This window comes from Brachybacterium rhamnosum (assembly GCF_039526185.1).
In the GTDB taxonomy this organism is placed as follows: Bacteria; Actinomycetota; Actinomycetes; order Actinomycetales; family Dermabacteraceae; genus Brachybacterium; species Brachybacterium rhamnosum.
In genome coordinates this window covers 1142136-1161004 of the sequence record NZ_BAAAIS010000002.1, presented here as the reverse complement: position 1 = coordinate 1161004, position 18869 = coordinate 1142136, and the positions used below count along the sequence as shown (strand labels likewise).

17 protein-coding genes are annotated in these 18869 nt (G+C 74.9%); 6 read left to right on the top strand and 11 right to left on the bottom strand.

Translation table 11 applies throughout. From position 1 onward, the window contains the following. Positions 1 to 39: 39 nt before the first annotated feature. Positions 40 to 876, bottom strand: coding sequence for an aldo/keto reductase (locus ABD080_RS07050; RefSeq protein WP_343904203.1), 837 nt, complete (start codon positions 874 to 876; stop codon positions 40 to 42). 74 nt (positions 877 to 950) lie between these two features. Between ABD080_RS07050 and ABD080_RS07045 the strand changes: the two genes are divergently transcribed. Then, positions 951 to 1907, top strand: coding sequence for a LysR family transcriptional regulator (locus ABD080_RS07045; protein ID WP_343904202.1), 957 nt, complete (start codon positions 951 to 953; stop codon positions 1905 to 1907). Here ABD080_RS07045 and ABD080_RS07040 read toward each other — a convergent pair whose 3' ends face one another. Both ABD080_RS07040 and ABD080_RS07035 read right to left on the bottom strand, forming a co-directional pair. Further along, positions 1908 to 2420, bottom strand: a complete 513-nt coding sequence (locus ABD080_RS07040) for a DUF456 domain-containing protein (RefSeq protein WP_343904201.1) — start codon at positions 2418 to 2420, stop codon at positions 1908 to 1910. Between the two features lie 79 nt (positions 2421 to 2499). Continuing rightward, on the bottom strand, positions 2500 to 3492 hold the full coding sequence (locus ABD080_RS07035; RefSeq protein WP_343904200.1) for a beta-ketoacyl-ACP synthase III: 993 nt from the start codon (positions 3490 to 3492) through the stop codon (positions 2500 to 2502). Between the two features lie 132 nt (positions 3493 to 3624). Between ABD080_RS07035 and ABD080_RS07030 the strand changes: the two genes are divergently transcribed. Then, complete coding sequence (locus ABD080_RS07030; protein WP_137769788.1) at positions 3625 to 4302, top strand: VanZ family protein; 678 nt, start codon at positions 3625 to 3627, stop codon at positions 4300 to 4302. A gap of 51 nt (positions 4303 to 4353) precedes the next feature. On the opposite strand, the gene ABD080_RS07025 is transcribed toward ABD080_RS07030, so the two are convergent. Further along, positions 4354 to 4680 carry a branched-chain amino acid transporter permease gene (locus ABD080_RS07025; protein WP_343904199.1) on the bottom strand — a complete coding sequence of 109 codons (327 nt, stop codon included), beginning with the start codon at positions 4678 to 4680 and terminating at the stop codon, positions 4354 to 4356. On the opposite strand from ABD080_RS07025, the gene ABD080_RS07020 reads away from it, so the two are divergent. After that, positions 4561 to 4971 (top strand): Lrp/AsnC ligand binding domain-containing protein, encoded by a 411-nt coding sequence (locus ABD080_RS07020; protein WP_343904656.1) that lies wholly within the window; start codon positions 4561 to 4563, stop codon positions 4969 to 4971. The two genes, ABD080_RS07025 and ABD080_RS07020, sit on opposite strands and share 120 nt — an antisense overlap. A gap of 18 nt (positions 4972 to 4989) precedes the next feature. On the opposite strand, the gene ABD080_RS07015 is transcribed toward ABD080_RS07020, so the two are convergent. The 3 genes from ABD080_RS07015 to ABD080_RS07005 all read right to left on the bottom strand — a co-directional run bounded on the left by ABD080_RS07015 (position 4990) and on the right by ABD080_RS07005 (position 10183). Beyond that, positions 4990 to 8136, bottom strand: a complete 3147-nt coding sequence (locus tag ABD080_RS07015) for an AAA family ATPase (protein ID WP_343904198.1) — start codon at positions 8134 to 8136, stop codon at positions 4990 to 4992. Beyond that, positions 8133 to 9290, bottom strand: coding sequence for an exonuclease SbcCD subunit D (locus ABD080_RS07010; protein WP_343904197.1), 1158 nt, complete (start codon positions 9288 to 9290; stop codon positions 8133 to 8135). Before ABD080_RS07010 ends, ABD080_RS07015 begins: the two co-directional genes overlap by 4 nt. A gap of 65 nt (positions 9291 to 9355) precedes the next feature. Next, positions 9356 to 10183 carry a Cof-type HAD-IIB family hydrolase gene (locus tag ABD080_RS07005; protein ID WP_343904196.1) on the bottom strand — a complete coding sequence of 276 codons (828 nt, stop codon included), beginning with the start codon at positions 10181 to 10183 and terminating at the stop codon, positions 9356 to 9358. Positions 10184 to 10261: 78 nt separating this feature from the next. On the opposite strand from ABD080_RS07005, the gene ABD080_RS07000 reads away from it, so the two are divergent. The 3 genes from ABD080_RS07000 (at position 10262) to ABD080_RS06990 (ending at position 13517) form a co-directional block, all read left to right on the top strand. Beyond that, a complete protein-coding gene (locus ABD080_RS07000; RefSeq protein WP_343904195.1) occupies positions 10262 to 11812 on the top strand; it encodes a dihydrolipoyl dehydrogenase family protein in 1551 nt (516 codons plus the stop codon). 144 nt (positions 11813 to 11956) lie between these two features. Continuing rightward, positions 11957 to 12652, top strand: coding sequence for a hypothetical protein (locus ABD080_RS06995; RefSeq protein ID WP_343904194.1), 696 nt, complete (start codon positions 11957 to 11959; stop codon positions 12650 to 12652). 97 nt (positions 12653 to 12749) lie between these two features. Beyond that, positions 12750 to 13517, top strand: coding sequence for a class I SAM-dependent methyltransferase (locus ABD080_RS06990; protein ID WP_343904193.1), 768 nt, complete (start codon positions 12750 to 12752; stop codon positions 13515 to 13517). A gap of 4 nt (positions 13518 to 13521) precedes the next feature. Here ABD080_RS06990 and ABD080_RS06985 read toward each other — a convergent pair whose 3' ends face one another. The 4 genes from ABD080_RS06985 to ABD080_RS06970 form a co-directional block, all read right to left on the bottom strand. Continuing rightward, a complete protein-coding gene (locus tag ABD080_RS06985; protein WP_343904192.1) occupies positions 13522 to 14181 on the bottom strand; it encodes an SRPBCC domain-containing protein in 660 nt (219 codons plus the stop codon). A gap of 1 nt (position 14182) precedes the next feature. Next, entirely contained in the window at positions 14183 to 14542 is a 360-nt protein-coding gene (locus tag ABD080_RS06980; protein WP_343904191.1) for an ArsR/SmtB family transcription factor, read from the bottom strand. 139 nt (positions 14543 to 14681) lie between these two features. After that, positions 14682 to 16001 carry an APC family permease gene (locus ABD080_RS06975; RefSeq protein WP_343904190.1) on the bottom strand — a complete coding sequence of 440 codons (1320 nt, stop codon included), beginning with the start codon at positions 15999 to 16001 and terminating at the stop codon, positions 14682 to 14684. A 63-nt stretch (positions 16002 to 16064) separates the two neighbouring features. Further along, positions 16065 to 18770, bottom strand: a complete 2706-nt coding sequence (locus ABD080_RS06970) for an ExeM/NucH family extracellular endonuclease (RefSeq protein ID WP_343904189.1) — start codon at positions 18768 to 18770, stop codon at positions 16065 to 16067. Positions 18771 to 18869: the final 99 nt, after the last annotated feature.

Below are 18869 nucleotides of genomic sequence, written 5' to 3'. Positions count from 1 at the left end.
CGGCGTGCGTCGCCGGCCCTCCGGATGCGGAGGTGGGGGTCAGTTGACGTCGAGCGGGTGGGAGCCCACGCGGCCGGAGCCGTCGCCCGGGTCGAGGGCGTCGATCGCCGCGACCTCGGCGTCGGTGAGCTCGAAGCCGAGGACGTCGAAGTTCTGGGCCTGGCGCTCCGGGCTCGAGGACTTCGGGAACACGATGAAGCCCCGCTGGAGGTGCCAGCGGATGACGACCTGAGCGGGCGTGACCTCGTGCGCGGCCGCGGCCTCGGCCACGGCGGGGTTCTCGAACAGCGGGTACTTCCCCTGGCCGAGCGGGCCCCAGGACTCGATGAGAGTGCCGTGGGCGGCGGCCCACTCGAGCACGTCCCGCTGCTGGAGAGCGGGGTGGAGCTCGATCTGGTCGACGGCGGGGACCACGCCCGTGGCCTCGACGATGCGGTCCAGGTGCTCGGGCAGGTGGTTGGAGACGCCGATCGAGCGGGTCAGGCCCTGGTCGCGGATCTCGACGAGCTTCTCCCACGCGTTGACGTAGGTGTCCTTCTCCGGGGTGGGCCAGTGGGTGAGGTAGAGGTCCACGTACTCCAGGCCCAGCTTGTCCAGGCTCTCCCGGGCGGCCTCGTGCGGCTGCTCGCCGCTCTGGCGGTCGTTCCACAGCTTGGTGGTGACGAAGAGCTCCTCGCGGGGGATGCCGCTCGCGGCGATCGCGGCGCCGACGCCCTCCTCGTTGCGGTAGATCGCGGCGGTGTCGATGTGGCGGTAGCCGATCTCGAGCGCGCTCGAGACGGCGGCCTCGGCCTCGTCGGCCGGGACGAGGAACACGCCGAAGCCGAGCTGCGGGATGGCGTGGCCGGAGTTCAGGGTGAGGGTGGGGATCGTCATGGTGCGACGATAGGACGCGCTGTTTCAGAAATCCAACAGCATGGACCGATGTGCGTCATGAGGAGGACCGATCAATGGATCTGCGGCAGATGGAGTACGTGCTCGCGCTCTCCGAGGAGCGCCACTTCACGCGGGCCGCGGCCCTCACCGGGGTGTCGCAGTCGGGGCTGAGCAGCGCCATCCGCAGCCTCGAGTCGGAGCTCGGCACGCCGCTGTTCGACCGGACCACGCGCCGGGTGGAGCTCACCGCCGCCGGGGAGGCGCTGCTGCCGCACGCCAGGGCGATGGTCGACGAGGCGGCCCGCGCGCGCGACGCCGTGGTGCGCTCGACCCGGACCGTGAGCGGCTCCCTGCGGGTGGGGGCCGAGCAGTGCCTGGGGCTCGTGGACGTCTCCACGCTGCTCGAGCGCTTCCACCGCCGCTACCCGGGCGTCGCCACGGAGTTCGCGCAGTCCGGCTCCCACGAGCTCGTCGACGCGGTGCGCGGCGGGACCCTCGACGTCGCCTTCGTCGCGACCACGCGCCCGCCGACCTCCCTGCGCCACCAGCCCCTGGGCGGGGAGCCGCTCGTGCTCGTCGTCCCCGCGGACAGCGACCTCGCCTCGCGCACACCCCTGCGCTGGAGCGACCTCGCGGGCCGCGACTTCGTGGACTTCAGCCCCTCGTGGGGTGTGCGCACCCTCAACGACGAGCTGCTCGCCGCGCATGCGGTGACGCGCCGCGTGCGCTGCAGCGTGAACGACGTCCACACCCTCCTCGACCTCGTCACCCGCGGCCTGGGCGTGGCGATCGTCCCCCAGCACGTGGCCGCCAAGCCGCAGGCGGCGACGCTGCGCACGATCCCGCTGCCCGGGGCGGAGTCCCCGGAGTGGACGGTGGGCGCGGTGAGCCCGATCAGCCCGCGCGCCGACGTCCCCGCCGTGCTGCTGCTCGAGCTGCTGGGGACCCCCTCCCCCGGCACGGCCGAGGCGGAGGCCGTGACCACGGCGACCCCGCTCCCGGAGGCGCGGCCGCTCGTCCCGCTGGGGTGATCAGCGGGTCACGAAGTGGACCGTCACCGCGATCGCGAAGGTGATCGTGGAGAGCATCGCGAGCGAGAACTCCACGAGGATCCCCGTGCCCAGCGCCTTCACGGCGACCCAGGCGCTGGTCAGGCCGCGGCGTGCGTCCTTCAGACGCAGCGCCTCGGAGACGTACAGCCCGACGATGAAGCCGATCGGCAGGCCCAGGAACGGGATCACGAAGATGCCGACGATGCCCGCCGCGATGCCGACGAGCAGCGGCCAGGTGGGTACCTCGTGCGCCTTCAGCTTCCGTCCCGTGAGCACGTAGCTGCAGGTCATCCCGATCGCGCCGAGCACCAGCACGATCGCGAAGGCGACCCAGGCCGGCCAGCCGCCGATGACGATCGCCCAGACGAGAGTCGAGATGACGATGAGGATCGTGCCCGGCAGCACCGGCACGATGATCCCCATGAGCCCCACCGAGTAGGCGAGGGCGACGAGCACGGTCACCACGACCTGGACGGTCAGCGAATCGACCACGGGGACCTCCGGGTGCGGGGACGGACGAGCGAGCAGCAGGCGGGCGCCATCCTATGCGGCCGCCCCGGACGGACCCGGCTCAGGGCAGGCGCACGACCTGACCGGCCCAGGAGAAGCCGCCGCCGAAGCCGACGAGCAGCGCGGTTGCCCCGGAGGGGATCCGGCCGGCCTCGCGGAGGCGGGAGATCGCGAGCGGGATCGTCGCGGCGGAGGTGTTGCCGGAGGTGACGATGTCGTCCGCGACGATCGCGTCCTCCCGCAGGTCCAGCGCGGCGGCGAGCGGCTCGATCATCCGCAGGTTCGCCTGGTGGGGCACGAACACATCGATGTCCGACATGGTCAGGCCCGCGGCCTCGACGATGCGGCGGGAGATCTTCGGCGCCTCGCGCAGCGCCCAGCCGAGCACCTTGCGGCCCTCCTGCGCGAAGGCGGGGCCCTCGCCGTTGATGGTGACGGCGTCCGCGAGATCGGGGACGCTGCCCCAGACGACGGGCGAGATGGTCGGCTCGTCGCTGGGGCGCAGGACCATCGCGCCGGCGCCGTCGGCCGTGAGGATGCACGTGGTGCGATCGGTGTAGTCGGTGACCTGGGAGAGCTTCTCCGCACCGATGACGAGCGTGGTGGTCGAGGTGCCGGAGCGGATCGACATGTCCGCCACGGCGAGCGCGTGCTCGAAGCCGGAGCAGGCGGCGCCCACGTCGAAGGAGGCGGGGTCCGTGAGGCCCAGCAGCTGGGCGACGCGGCCCGCGGCGCTCGGGGAGCGCTCGAGGTTCGAGCAGGTGGCGACGATGACCTGGGTGACCTCGGAGGGGTCCACGCCGGCGTCGGCGAGGGCCATCCGGCCGGCCTCCGCGGCGAGGTCCGCGACGTCCTGGTCCTCCGCGGCGATGCGGCGCTCCTCGATGCCGGTGCGCTGGACGATCCACTCGTCGCTCGTCTCGACGAGCTTCTCGAGGTCCGTGTTCGTCATGACGCGCTCAGGCCGGTAGTGGCCGGTCCCGACGATCCGGGAGCCCGCCGCGGGGGCGGGGTGGGCGAAGGCGCGCGGGGCGGCGCCGGGCGTGGTCGTCATGGTGGCTCCTGCCGTCGGGGGACGAGGAGATCGTAGAACCCCGCGCGCCCGGGCGGGCGGGGACGCCCACCCGGTGTGAGCTACCTCGGGCCCGCGGGACAGTTCCCAGCGGGCGGTCGTAGCGTGCCCGGCGTGAACGAGCTGGTGCGACTGGCCCTGGTGGGCGTGGTGGGCGGCCTCGGAGTGTTCGTGCTGATCAGCCCTGTGGCCGTGCTGCTGCAGCGCCGTCGGTTCGGCCGCTGGCGCCCCCTGCGCCTGATCGGCGTCGCCGCGATCTGCGTGTACACGATGGCGCTCGCGGGGCTCACCGTCGCCCCCGCCTACGAGGTCGCGGTCACCTGCAGCCGGCGCGTGGGCGGGGAGCTGCGCGCGGTCCCCTTCCACGCGATCACGCAGATCATCGACACGTACAGCGCGGGGACGACCGGCATCGGCCTGCTCATCGCCTGGCCCACGCTGCAGCTGATCGCCAACATCGTGCTGTTCGTGCCGCTCGGCGCGATCCTGCGCGGCGTGTTCCGCCTCGACGTGACGACGGCGCTCGCGATGGGCGTCATGCTCTCGGTGCTCATCGAGGCGACCCAGTACACGGGCGCCTGGGGCCTCTACCCCTGCGGGGTGCGGATCGCGGACATCGACGACGTCTTCTCGAACTCGCTCGGCGCATGGATGGGCGCGATGCTCGCCCCGCTGCTCACGCGGCTCGGGGTGCCGCTGTTCGGCCGTGAGGAGCGGCACTGGTCGCGCACCGGTGAGATCGACGTCCTCGAGGACATCGCCGGGCGGGGCGACTCCGGGCGCCGGCGCTGAGCTGCTGACCGTCGGAGCCGACGGTCTGCCGGGTCGCGGACCCGTCCCCCCTCAGGCCAGGTTCACGAGCAGCACGAAGGTCGCCGTCCCGGCGCCGACGCTCAGCAGCGTGCGGCGCCCGCCGATCAGGTGCACGAGGACCGTCACGGCCGTCGCGACGGCGGCCGGGAGCACGTGCGCGAGGTCCGCGCCGATCGAGCTGCGCAGGGTCGACACGGCGAGGATCGCGAGGATCTCCACCGGCATCCAGCGGGACATCTGCGCGACGAGCGGGGAGTCGCGCAGCGGCTGCAGGATCACGAAGGGCACGGCCCGCAGGGCGAAGGTGATGCCGAAGCCGATCACGATCACGGCCAGGAGGTAGGTGGTCTCCGACATGCGCGGCCTCCGGGTCCGACGGGTCGTGCGTGTCCTGCGGGGCCGACGACCGTCGAGCGCTTCGAGACGACGATGCAGGGCTTCGACGAGGTGGTCGAGCTGTACCGGCTGTTCGGCTCGCCGGACTACTACGTGCGGGTGGCCGTCGCGGGCCTCGAGGCGTACGAGCATTTCCTCACCGACGAGGTCATCACGATCCCGGGCGTCTCGAAGATCTCCTCCCGCTTCGCGATGAAGGTGCTGAAGAGCTGGCGGCCCACGGCGTCCGCCCCCTCCGCCGCGACGCGCTGAGCGGCAGGTGCCCGCCGCTCAGGCGGTGATCGTGAGCGTGGATCGGCTGCCCTCCCCGCGGCGCACGTGGATCTGCTCGGCGACCTGCGCCTTCATGTCGCCGACGTGGCTGACGATCCCGATGGTGCGGCCCCCCTCGGCGAGGCGGCCGATCTCGCGGACCACGGTCTCGAGCGTCTCGGGGTCCAGGGAGCCGAAGCCCTCGTCGATGAAGAGGGTCTCCATCTGCACGCCGCCCGCCTCCCCCATGACGATGTCCGCGAGGCCCAGGGCGAGTGCGAGAGAGACGAAGAAGGTCTCGCCGCCGGAGAGGGTCTCGGGCACGCGCACCTGATCGGTGCGGCGGTCCATGACCAGCAGGTCCAGTCCCGTCTTCCGGGCGCCGCGGGCGCCGGTGTCGCGCAGCAGCTCGAGCTCCGACCCGGAGAACAGGGCCAGGCGCGCGTTGGCCGCCTCGACCACGGCGTCGAGCCGCCACTTGAGCACGTAGGTGGACAGCTGCACGCGCTCCCCGTCGGCAGAGCGGCCGGTCGCGAGATCGGCGACGCGCACGATCACGCCGGCGCGCTCGCTCACGCTGCGCACCTCGTCGATCGCCCGGTCGAGGGCGGTGCGGGCGGTGCGGCCGCGCTCGGCGACCGCCTCGAGGCGCGCCGCGGCGGCGCCGTCCTCCCGGGCGGCAGCCTGGGCGACGGTGAGGGCCTGCGCGGTCGCGGTGACCGCGGCCCGTGCCTCCTCGAGGGCGGCGTCGGTCGTCGGGGCGTCGCCGACGCCCTCCTCGGCCAGGCCGTCGGCGAGGCGGGCCTCGTCCACGGCCCGGGCCTCGAGGAGCGTCGCGAGGCGCCTGCGCTCGGCGGGCTCGAGCACGGCGGCGCGGGCCTGCTCGTCCGTGGCGATCGCGGCGGCGGCGAGGGCACGGGTGGATTCCTCCTCCGCCTCGCGGGCCCGCTCCTCGGCCTCGGTGCGGGCACGCAGGGCGTCGCGCAGCGTGGTCGCGGCGGCGGCGCGCGCGAGGTGCGCGCGGCGCCGCTGGCCGACGCTGCCGTCCTCCCCGCGGGCCTCGACGATCCGCTCCCGGTCCGTTCCGATCGCGGTCACGGCGGCCTCGAGGGCCGTCTCCGCACGGGAGAGGGCGAGGGCGTCCGCCTGGCCGCGCCGGGTGAGCTGCTCGGTCTCGGCATCGTGGGCGGTGATCCGCTGCTCGAGCCGGGAGGCCGTCTCCTGCGCCTCCTGCGCGGCCTGCACCCGGGTGGTCGCGGCCTCGAGGGCGGCGCGGGCGGCGTCGGGCTCGAGCTCACCGGCGGCCTCGCGCAGGCGCGCGAGCTTCTCCTCGGCGAGGGCGTGGGCCTGCTCGGCGCGGGAGCGTGCGGCCTCCGCCTCGACCCGGGCGGCCTCCGCGGCCTCGACCTGCTCGGGGCTCACGGCGTCCTTCGCCGGGTCCGCGCGGTGGGGGTGCTCGAGAGCGCCGCACACGGGGCACGGGTCCCCGTCCTCGAGGGCGACGGCGAGCTCGGCGGCGATCCCGGCGTAGCGACGGCGACGCAGCGCGGACTCCGCCTCGGCGGCGGAGGAGGCCGTGGCCAGTGCCTTCTTCCGAGTCTCCAGAGCGGTCTCGACGGCGGCGGCCTGCTGCTGCGCGGCGCGGGATGCGGTCGCCTGCTCCGTCGCGGCGGCCTGCGCGAGCCGCGCATCGGCGAGGCCGGCGGCGCGGGTGCGGGCCTCGTCCCGCGCGGTGACGAGCTCCTCCCGGGCGGCGGGCCGCGCCTCGAGCAGAGCGGTGGCCGAGGCCAGGGCGGTGCGCGAGGCGGCGATCCGCTCGCGCTCCTCGTCGAGGGCCTTCTCCCGGGCGGCGAGCCCCGTCTCGAGGGCGACGAGATCGGCGAGGGCGCCGGCCGCGGTGGTCGACTCCTGGACGGCGGCGGCGAGGGCGGCGTCCGCCTCCGCGGCCCGGGAGCCGTCGGCCGTCCCATCGGCCCCGGCAGTGACGTCGGCCTCGGAAGCGCCGTCGGGCCGGGCGGTGCCGTCGGGCAGCAGCGCGAGCAGGTCGGGGCGCTCCTCGCCGGTGCGGGCGCCGAGGTCGGCGAGCGCCTCGATCGCGGCAGCGGCGCGGGCGCGGGCCTCGTCGCGGCGCCCGAGCGCGGAGACGACCGGCCGGGCCGCCTCGTCACGGGACAGGGCGGTGCGTGCGCCGTCGACGGCAGGCTTCTGCTCCTCGAGCCGCGCCGCGAGCGTCCGCAGCTCGCGGCGGCGGTCGATGCGGCGGGCGGTGAGGGCGGCGGCCTCGGCGGCGGTGCGCGCCGTCTGCTCCGCCTGCTGCGTCGCGGCCGCGCGGGCCGTGGCCTCCTGCGCGCGCGCCGTGACGCCGGCGAGGGCGGCGTCGGCCCCCTCGGCGAGCGCCTCCGGGCGCAGGGCCTGCGCCTGCCCGGTGAGGGCCGCCTCCTGCTCCCCCTCGACGCCGGTCGCCTCGACGAAGCGGGCGAGCGCCCGGCCGAGCGTCTCCCTCGCGGCGGTGACCTGCTTGTTCGCATCGACACGCATCTCGGCGAGGCGCTTCTCGACCTGCTCGTACAGCTCGGTGCCGAAGACCCGCTGCAGCACCTGCTGGCGCTCGGCTGTGCCCGCGCGCAGGAACCGGGCGAACTCGTTCTGGGGCAGCAGGACCGTCTGCGTGAACTGCTCGCGGCTGAGGCCCACGGCGCGCTGGATCTCGCGGCCCACCTCGTCCATGCGGGTCGCGACGACCTCGAGGCCCGCGCCGGCGCCGGCGGAGTCCGCGACCACGGCGGGGATGAGCTCGGGCGAGCCGATCCGCCAGAGCACGGCCTTGGCCTGCTCCTTGGTGGTGCCCGTCCCACGCTGCTTGGGGCGCTGGAACTCGGGGCTGCGGCGCACCCGGAAGATCCCGGCGCCGGTCTCGAACACGAGGTCCACGACGCTCGGCTCGGTGGGGCCGGCGAACTGGGAGCGGATGCGGTCGGTGCTCGTGGCGCTGCCGGCGACCTGGCCGTAGAGGGCGTAGACGATCGCGTCGAGGATCGTGGACTTGCCGGAGCCGGTGGGCCCCTCGAGCAGGAACATGCCGCTCGCGCCGAGGGCGGCGAAGTCGACGTCGACGGTGCCGGCGAAGGGGCCGATCGCGGTGAGGCGCAGGTGGTGGAGCTTCACGAGGCGGCCTGCTCCCGGCGCACGTGCGCATAGGCCTGCTCGAGCACGTCGTGCTCCGCGGGGCTCGGGGCGCCGCCCGTCGCGTCGGTGAGGAACTGGTCGATGACCTCGAGCGGATCCGCCTCGCGGCGCACCACGGGGGCGGCGGCGCCCTGCTCGCGACCCTCGGGCGCGTACTCGGTGAGCAGCAGCTCGGGGAACGCCTCCCGCAGCCGCTCCTGCAGGTGGGCGGGGCGGGCGGGGTCCGTGACGACGGCCTTGACCCAGTCCCCGCCGTGCTCCTCGCCCTCGGCGAGGATCTCCTCGAGCGTGCCGCGCAGCTCGGTGAGGCGCCGCGGCACGGGGGTCGCGAGGCGCTCGACCTCGACCTGTCCCCGCTCCCCCAGCTCCACGAGCAGCACGGCCTTGCGGTGGCGGCGCTCGGAGAAGGAGAAGGCGAGCGGCGACCCGGAGTACCAGGCGGGGGCGCCGACGGTCGCCGTGAGGTCCTGGCAGCCGTGGAGGTGGCCGAGGGCGAGGTAGTCGATGCCGCTCAGCACCCCGGCGGGCACGGAGTCCACGCCGCCCACGGAGAGGTCTCGCTCGGAGTCGCTGCCCTCGCCGCCGGTGACGAAGGTGTGGGCGAGGACCACGGTGCGCGCCCCGGGGTGCGCGGCCGCCCGCTCCCGCACCCGGTCCAGGGCCGCGCGCGTGACGGCCTCGTGGCTGCGGGCGAGCGGCGCCTCCTCCCGGCCGACGAGCGCGGTGCGGGCGACGTCCGGCTCGAGGTAGGGCAGGCCGAAGAAGAGCACCTCGCCGTACTCGTCCTCGACGCTCACCGGGTGCTCGATGCCGGGGAGGTCGGTGAGCAGGTGGATACCCGCGCGCATGAGCTCACGGCCGAAGCCGAGACGGTCCGCGGAGTCGTGGTTGCCGGGCGTGATGATCACGGTGGTGTGCTCGGCCATGCGCGCGAGCGCCCGGTCCAGCAGCCGCACGCTCGAGACGGCCGGGACCGCGCGGTCGTAGACGTCGCCGGGGACGACGACCACGTCCACGGCGCGCTCGACCACGGTCTCCACCAGCCAGTCCAGGAACGCGGCCTGGTGCTCGTGCAGGTCGACCTTGTGCAGGGTGCGGCCCAGGTGCCAGTCCGAGGTGTGCAGGATCCTCATGCCCCTGAGCCTACGAGCGGGGGCCGACGACCGAGGACCACCGCCACCGCTGTGGACGGCCCGTCTCAGCGCCCGAAAGCGCCGCCGGCCAGCAGGCGCTCGAGGACCCGCGCGACGCCGTCGTCCTCGTTGCTCGCGGTGACCTCCGCCGCGACCTCCCGCACCTCGCCCGCGGCGTTGCCGACGGCCACGCCGTGCCCCGCCCACGCGACCATGTCGCGGTCGTTCGGGGCGTCGCCGAAGGCCAGCACCTCCTCCCGTGCCACGCCCAGCGCGTCGCACAGCCGGGCGAGCGCGGCACCCTTCGTGATCCCGGCGGGCTGCACCTCGAGGAACGGCGCGCCCGAATGGGTGAGCTCCACGCCCTCGACGCCCAGCGACCGCGCCGCCTCGAGCAGGGCGTCGGCCGGCAGCGCGGGGTGGCGGGCGAGGAACTTCAGGCTCGCCGTGCCGGTGACGAGGTCCCACCCGGCCGGGATCATCGTCGCCGGGTCGCGCTTGTGGTCGGCGTAGCGCACGCCGGCGATGTAGTCCTGCTCGGCGACGAACACCTCGCCCCGGTCCCGGACGCTCGCGAACAGCACGCCGGGGACCGCCCGCCGGAGGGCGTGGGCGAGCTCCCGCTGCGCGGCCACGGCGACCGTCTCCTCCCAGAGCGTCTCCCCCGTGCCCGGGTCCACGCACAGCGCCCCGTTGCTGCACAGCACGCGGCCCTCGATCCCCGCCGCTGCCGCGATCGCCCGCACGCCGATCGGCTGCCGGGCGGTCACGGGGATCACCGCCGCGCCGGCGGCGCGCACCGCGTCGAGGGCGGCGCGGGTGCGGGGCGCCACGGACCCGTCGTCGCGGAGCAGGGTGCCGTCGAGGTCGGAGGCGACGAGTCGGAAGGTCACCCTCGGAGAGTACCGGCGTGCTCTGTCCCCCTTCGCCGCACCCCACCACGGGCCCGCCGACGCGCGTAGCGTGACGCCATGAGCACCGCCGCGCAGGGCCCGTCCACCACCACCGCCGCCGAGAGCACCACCCCCGAGGATCGCCCCGACCCGCAGACCGTCACCGCGGACGTCGTCGTGATCGGCGGCGGCCCGGTGGGCGAGAACCTCGCCCAGTACGCGATCGAGGGCACGGACCTCACCGCGGTGATCGTCGAGCGCGAGCTCATGGGCGGGGAGTGCTCCTACTACGCGTGCATGCCCTCCAAGGCGCTGCTGCGCCCGATCGACGTGGCCCACACCGCCGCGCACCTGGACGGGCTCACCACCCCGCGGATCGAGCCGGCGGGTCTGCTCGCCCGCCGCGACGCCTGGGTCTCCGGCTACGACGACGCCGGCCAGGTCTCCTGGGCCGAGGGCGCGGGGATCCGCGTGGTGCGCGGGCACGCCGTGCTCACGGGCGAGCGGGAGCTGCGGGTCGGGCCCGGCGAGGGTCCGGCGGCGGGCGCCGATGCGGTCACCGTGCGCGCCCGGCGCCGGGTCGTCATCGCGACCGGCTCGGTCCCCGTGATCCCGGAGGCCTTCACGGGTCTCGAGCCGTGGACCTCACGGGATGCGACGGGCGTGGTCGAGGTCCCGGCCTCCCTCGCGATCGTGGGCGGCGGCGTGGTCGCGGTCGAGGCGGCGACCTGGATGGCGGCGCTCGGCAGCGAGGTGACGGTGATCGTGCGGGGTGAGGGCCTCCTCGGCGCTGAGGAGCCCTTCGCAGGCATCCACGTGCGCGAAGCGCTCGAGGCCGCGGGCGTCACCGTCCTCACCGGGACCACCGTCGCGTCGGCACGGCGCGAGCGGGCGGAGGCGACGGGCCTGGGCCGCGTGCACGGCGGCGAGGTGACCCTCGAGCTGAGCGGCGGCGACGCGGTAGGCGAGGCGCGCACGCTCACCGCCGCCGAGGTGCTCGTCGCGACGGGGCGCCGCCCGCGGCTGGACGACGTGGGCCTGGACGCCCTCGGCCTCACCCCGCAGGACGTGACCTCCGGCGGCCTGCCGTCGTGGCTCGCGGCCGTGGGCGACGCGAGCGGGGAGGCGCCGCTGACGCACTGGGGCAAGTACCGCGCCCGCGTGCTCGGCGCCGCGATCCGCGCGGAGGCGCTGCGCGAGCAGGGGCAGCCCGACCGGGCCGACGGGGCCGACGGGACGGAGCCGGTCCCCGAGGAGGTCCCCGTCCCGCAGGTGATCTTCACCGACCCGCAGGTGGCCCGCGTGGGGCTCACCGAGCGGGCCGCGTGGGAGGCGGGCCACGAGGTGGTCACGGCGCAGGTGCCCTTCACCGGCGCCGCCGGCACGGCCCTGCTGCGGGACGACGCCGCCGGGACCGCGCAGATCGTCGTCGACGCCGCCACCCGGACCCTGCTCGGGGCGACGCTCGTGGGCCCCGAGGCCGGGGAGCTGATCCACGCCGCGACCGTCGCGATCGTGGGCCGGGTGCCGGTCAGAGTGCTGCGGCACGCGGTCGCCAGCTACCCGTCGGCCTCGGAGATCTGGCTGCGGCTGCTCGAGGAGCTCCCCCGCGAGTACCGGGTGCGCTGAGGGGCGACCAGGGTGGGTGGCGGCGGCTCCGCCCGCTCCGACCTTCGGACAGGATGCCCGCGTGGCCCTGGCCATCGGCGGCGCGACCGGGTGGGATGGGAGCGGCCCTCCCCCGAGCCCCGCCCCCACCATCGGAGCTCCGTCATGTTCGACAAGCACCGCCGACGACGCCGCGAGCGCCGCGTGCGCCCCGGTGACGGCCGCGCACTGAAGCCCTTCCGCACCTGGCAGCTGCTGCATCGGACCCTGTTCCACATCGACCTCGAGGAGCCCGACGGCGCCGTGCACCGCTACGAGGTGGACGTGCACCACCTCGCGGACGAGCTCTCCGGGAGCCTGGACCCCGAGGAGAAGGAGCCCACTCCCCCGATGGCGCTGTACCGCGACGGCCGCCGCACCCACGTCGCGAACCCGCCCGCCGCCTTCCCCGTGCCCGGCGGGGTGATCGAGGTGGCGCGCACCAGCTACGGCCTCTCCCGCATGCACCACGTGCCCGACGGCGGCGAGGCGCGACTGCTCACCCCGCACCCGCGCTCGGCCGAGGGGCTGCGGGCGCGGCTGGGCCGGCGCTTCCCGCTCGCGAGCCGGGTCCTCGGCGCCGTCGCGATCGTCGTGCTGCTGGTGAGCCTCGCCGTCACGATCCCGCAGATCGTGGAGCTCGTGACCTCGGTCGACGAGATCGCGGCGCGCGTGGGCACCTTCACGTCCCCGATCAGCCTGAGCGCCGAGCTGAACACCGCGCTCGTCATCGCGGGCGCCCTCGCCGCGACCGAGCGGGCGCTCACGCTGCGCAACCACTGGCTCATCGACGCGGACACCACCTGGACGAGCTTCACCTGAGGCGAGGCGGGCGGCACCTGCCGGGATCGGGACACGGCGCGGCTGCCGCAGGAAAACCGCTGGTCCTCGGCGCGGCGAAGGGCCTAGCCTCGCGGTCGTGAGCGCCACCTCCCCTCCTCCGCCTCCGCCCGCCGCGGACCCCGCTCCGGATCAGATCTATGCCGACCCCCGACTCGCCGCCTGCTACGACACCTTCGACGGCGAGCGCGACGACCTCGACCACTACGAGGCGCTGATCGACGAGCTCGGCGCCCGCACGATCGTGGACGTGGGCTGCGGGACCGGCTCCCTCGCGGTGCGGCTCGCCGCGCGGGGTCTGACGGTGACCGGGGTGGACCCGGCCGCCGCCTCCCTCGACGTCGCCCGGTCCAAACCCCACGCCGAGGCGGTCACCTGGATCCACGGCACCGCCCCGGACCTCCCGCCGCTCGGCGCGGATCTCGCGGTGATGACCGGGAACGTCGCCCAGGTGTTCCTCACGGACGAGTCCTGGCTGCGCACGCTGCGAGGGATCCGCGCCGCCCTGCGCCCCGGCGGATGGTTCGTCGCGGAGTCCCGCAGGCCGAAGCGGCGGGCCTGGGAGGAATGGCAGGCGGACACGGATCCGCAGGTGCACGAAGTGCCGGGCGTGGGCCGTGTGCGCAGCCGTGCGCGGTCGGTCGAGGTGGCGCTGCCGCTGGTGACCTTCACGGATGACTTCCGCTTCGAGGACGGCACCACGCGCTCCTCCACCTCGACCCTCCGCTTCCGCGAGGAGGCGGAGCTGCGCGCCTCCCTCGCGGAGGCCGGGCTCGAGGTCCGGGAGATCCGGGAGGCGCCGGACCGGCCGGGCCGCGAGTACGTGCTGGTCGCCCGCGCGGTCTGAGCTCTCAGGCCCCGGTGCCCGTGTAGAAGCCGTAGGTCGCGTCGGCGTTGCGCTGGGCGACCTCGGGGTCCTCGCCGGAGGCGGTGTGGGCGACGGCCCAGCCGTCGGCCGCGCCGCGATAGAAGGAACGTCCCTCCTCGGTGCCCGCCCAGGCCTCCGCCTCCGACGGGGCGAGCGAGCCCTCGACGGCGCCGAGGTGCAGGGCGAGGCCCAGCAGACCGCCGTCCCAGCCCACGCCCGTGGCACCGGGGCCGAAGGTCTCCCACATCTCCGCGGGGACGTCGGCGACCTTGCTGCTGTGCTCGAGCTCGAAGCGGGTGGACTCCTCGGAGACCGCCTCGAGGCGCACGGTCACCCAGGAGACGCTGCCCATGGCCTCCCAGCTCACGGAGTAGGCGGCGGCGCCGTCGGCCGGGGGCTCGCAGCTGAGCACCTCACCGCCGGCCTGCCCCTCGAACTGGTAGCGGCCGCCCTCGCGCAGCTCGCCGGAGATCGGGAGGAACCAGCGGGCGATGCGCTCCGCGGTGGTGACGGCCTCCCAGACGTCCGCGAGGGCGGCGGGGTAGTCCTGCTCGAGGGTCTGGACGTGCTGGGGCTCGCCGTCGCGCTCCTCGACGCGGTAGGCACGGGTGACGGAGGTGAGCTGGGTGGGGACGTCGACCATGTCAGGTCTCCTTCTCGTGGGGTGGGGTCGCGAGGCGGCGCTGCCGCTTCCCGCGGGCGATCTCGGTGCCGAGCGCGTCGAGCTTCGGGAGCCAGAAGCGTTCGAAGGGGGTGAGCCACTGCCGGGCCTCGGCGGGCCCGCGCGGGTCCACCGCGTAGAGGCGGCGCCTGCCCTCGGGGCGGACGCTCGCGAAGCCGTGCTCGCGCAGGACCTTCAGGTGCTGGGAGACGGCAGGCTGGCTGATGGCGAACTCCGCCTGGACCACCTCGCCGATCTCGCCCGCGCTGCGCTCCCCGTCCGCGGCGAGGAGCTCGAGGATCCGTCGCCGCACGGGGTCGCCGAGGACGTCGAGCGCGTGCACGCGGCCATCCTGCCCATTCGCGTCATATAAGTCAAAGCTTAAGTGCGGGGAAGGGAGAGCGGACGGGGCGGGCAGAGTGCTCGGGGCAGACAGAGTGGGTGTGGCAGACAGAGTGGGTGGGGCGCGGGACGAGCGGCGCTCAGCGCCGGGAGCGGACCAGCAGCCGCACCAGGATCCCGGTGGCCACCACGCCGAGACCCGCGAGGAGCGTCGGCCACGGGAGCGCGGCGACGAGCAGCACGCAGCCCGCGAGCCCCACGACCTGGAGCGCCCGCGGGAACAGCCGGTCGTCACCCCTCTGGGTGAGCGCCGCCGCGTTCGCGACCGCGTAGTACAGCAGCACACCGAAGGACGAGGCCGCGACGGCCGTGAGCGCGCTCGGCACGAGCAGCACGAGCGCCACGACGAGCGCCCCGACCGTCACCTCCGCCCGCCACGGCACCTCGAAGCGCGCCGAGACCGCCGCGAGCGGGCGCCGGAGATCTCCCTCGCGCGCCATCGAGAGCATCGTGCGGGAGACCCCGGCGACGAGCGCGAGCAGGGAGCCCGCTGCGGCGGCCGTCGCCCCGATCGTCACGACGAGGGTCCACCCACCGCCCGCCCCGACGGCCGCGAGCGCGGAGACGAAGGGTGCCGGGCCCCAACCGGCGGCGTCCGGAGCGGGGCCGACGAGCACGAGCAGCACCGCGAGCAGCACGTACAGCGCGAGCACGATGCCGAGGGCCAGCAGGATCGCCCGCGGGATGGTGCGGCGCGGGGCGGTGACCTCCTCCCCCAGCGTCGCGACCCGGGCGTAGCCCGCGAAGGCGAAGAACAGGATCGCCGCGGCCTGCAGCACCGCGAGGACCACGCCGAGGGTGCCGTCCGGCACGTCCGCGAGCGGTCCCGGGACCGCCGCCGCGAGGCCCGTGGCCGTGGTCCCACCGGTGGCCACGGCGTCCCCCTCGGCCGCTCCCCCGGCCTCCCCCGCGCCGTCGGCCCCGATGGCGGGCCCGGTGACGACGCCCGCGGCGAGGCGGCCCGCGGTGAGCAGCAGGGCACCGAGCGCGACGGCGACGAGCACCCGGGCGAGCGCCGCCGTGCGGGTGACGCCCACGAGGTTCACCGCCGTGAGGAGCAGGACCACCCCCGCGGCGACGGGCCGCCGCCAGGCCTCCTCCGGCACCAGGTACGCCGCGACCACGAACGCCATCGCCGCGCAGGAGGCCGTCTTGCCGATGACGAAGCACCAGCCGGCGAGGAAGCCCCACCCGTGCCCCAGCTGCTCACGCCCGTAGACGTAGCTGCCGCCGGAGGTCGGGTAGCGAGCGGCGAGCTGGGCGGTCGAGGTGGCGTTGGCGAGCGCGACGACGGCCGCGAGCAGCAGCGCCGCGAGCACGGCGGGACCGGCGAGATCCGCCGCGGCGCCGAGCGAGACGAACACGCCCGCGCCGATCATCGCGGCGAGGCCCACCGCCACGGCATCGGTCAGGCCGAGGCGCCGCGAGAGCGCCCCGGCCTCAGCACCGGTCGAGGTCAGGGCTCAGCCCTGCCGGCCCTTGCCCTTCCCGATGCCGCTGTTGCTGCCACCGGGCGTGCCGTTGTTCTTCCCGGGGCCCTTGTTGTCGTTGTCCCGGCCCTTGCCGTTCCCGTTCCCGTGGCCGTTGCCGTTCCCGTTCCCGTTCCCGCCGCCGGAGGCCGGGGCGAACTCGGCGTCCAGGCCGGTGATCATCGGGTTGTGGTCCGAGGAGGCGAAGGGGCCCTCCTGGTACAGCTCGGTGACGTTGGTGTTCGCGCGGCTGTACAGCGCGAGCGGGGACTCGGCGCCGTTGATGGACCAGTCCGTGGCGCCGGTGATCCGCTCGCGAGCGGAGTCGTTGGCGAGCACGTGGTCCAGGGAGCCGGTCATGCCGTCGAAGCTGTAGGACCAGCCGTCCTCGTCGAAGGTGGAGCCGAGGTCCGTGTAGCCGGCCTCGTAGAACACCTGCAGCGGGTCCTCCTGCGTGTAGGCGTTGAAGTCGCCGCCCAGCAGCACGTCCTCGACGCCGAGCGCCTCCTGCTGCTCCTGCACCCATGCGTTCAGGGCGTTCGCCTGCGCGAGGCGGGAGGTGCGGGAGTTGCCCTGCACCGGATCCGCGGGGAGGGAGGCGTCCGCGGCGTCCTTCGAGCCCTTGGACTTGAAGTGGTTCACGGCGAAGAAGAACGGCTCGCCCTGCACGGCACGGCCCTTGCTGTCCTCGCCGACGGGCGCGAACACCTGGCCGAGCGGCTCACGGGCATTGGCGAAGGCCGGATCCTCGGCGAGCACCACAGCATCGCCCTGCGGGGCGGCCGCGGCGGGCTTGTAGATCAGAGCGCTCGAGATGACGTCCTGGCCGGCGTCGGATCCGGCGGCCTCGTAGGCCGCGGCGGTGGGCACGTACGCCCAGGTGCCGGCGCCGTCCTTCTCGTTCAGCGCGGCGACGAGGGTCGCAGTGGCCTCGTCGGCCTCCTCGCCGAGCCGTGCGGAGTTCTCGATCTCCATGAGGCCCACGACGTCGAGGCCGGAGGTGGAGATCGCGTCGACGATCTTGGACTGCTGGCGGTCGAGGTCGTCCTGGCCCCAGGCGCCGCGCGGGTCGCAGCCGCCGCGCACGGAGGTGCCCTCGCCGGCGCGGTCGGTGTACGGCTCGCAGCCGGGGGTGTCCTCGCCGAGGGTCGTGAAGTAGTTGAGCACGTTGAAGGTGCCCACCTGGAGGTCGCCGCCCACCTCGTCGGGCGTCGCCTGGCGGGTGTCCTCGAAGCTGATGCCGTCGGTCGCGGAGGACTCCCACGGGGTCGTGGGCTGAAGGCGCCAGGTGTCGAAGGAGTAGGAGAGCACGACGGGCTCCTCGAAGCCGACGCCGGCGCCCACGCGCACGGGCTCCTCGGTGGAGAGGTAGGACATCGGCACGTCCGTGGCGGTGGAGAAGTTCGTGGTCCTCCCGTCGTCCAGCAGGATCATGTCGTCGAGCTGCTGCTGGTAGAGGGCGGTCGCCTCGGCGCCGGGGCGCAGGGTCTCCGCGGGCTGGCGGTAGGCCTGGTCTCCGATCGCGAGGCCCACCTCGCCGTACTTGTTCGTCTCGTAGACGTCGGTGACGGTGAGGTCGCCCTCTGCGGGCAGGATCAGCATGCTCTCGAGCCGCTCGCGCTGCTCGGGATCGGTGGGGAACCCGCCGGTGAGGACGGCCGGCTCGACGGGGGCGAGCTCGGCGTCCGGGGTGGTGAGGCCGCCCGCGGCGACGGAGATCTGGGTCGCGTCGTAGTACTCGGAGACCTGACCGGTCACCTTCACGCCCTGGCCGATCTCGACGTCGCCGACGGTGGCGGGCGAGTGCACGAACAGGCCCTGCGAGGCCTCCGCGGTGGCGGGGTCGATGTCGCCGCCGGTGCCGCCGGTCTGGATGACGTAGCCGTTCAGGCCGCCCGTCGCGTAGACGGCGGTGACGACGCCCTCGGTGGTGACGGTGGTCCCGGCGAGCGGGGAGGCCGCGCCGGTGCCCTGGATCTCCGCGATCGGGACGACGGCGCCCGGCTCGACGGGGTCCGTGGGATCGGTGGGGTCGGTCGGGTCCGTCGGATCCGCCCCGGAGGACTGCGGGGTGGGAGCGCCCGCGGTGAAATCCGCGGCGTTGTCCCCGGTCTCCGCGGTGCGGGAGACGGAGGTGGCGTTCGTGGTCGCCGCGGCGGGGGCGGTGCCCGCATAAGTCGCGGCGCCTCCCCAGCCGAGCAGGTCGACGACGGCGGTCTCGCCCGCGCAGGTCTCGAACTGGCAGGTGAGGGTGCCGCTCGCGTTCGACAGCGCGACGACGCCGCCGGTGCCGGAGAGGGCGAGGCTCCCGGTCTGGTCCGGGGTGGGCAGCGCGTCGGTGCCGCCGCTGCCCTGGGCGAGCTGGACGAGGAAGGTGCCGCCCGCGGGGACGGTGCCGGTCAGCTGCAGCGTGTTCCCGGCGGAGAACGCGCCGGCCTTCGCGGCGTACTGCAGGGACCAGCCGGCGAGGCTGATCGGCGCGTCGGAGGTGTTGCGCAGCTCGACGAAGTCGTGGGTGTAGGTGGCGCCGGAGTTGCCGCCGCCGCCGTAGACCTCGCTGATGCGGAGGTCGTCCGGGGGCAGCAGATCGGCGGCGCGGGCCGGGGCGTCGAGGGCGGGCACGAGGCCGGCGCCGAGGGCGAGGGCGGCGGCGCCGCAGGCGAGGCGGCGCAGCGGGAGAAGGGTGCGGGCGGGGCTCATGGGGGCTCCTAGCAGGGGGACGCAGCGGAGGGGGAGGAGGCGGGGGTGAGGCGTGGGGCAGGGCGGGTCCCCGGGGGCGGGCGTGACGGCCCACCCCCG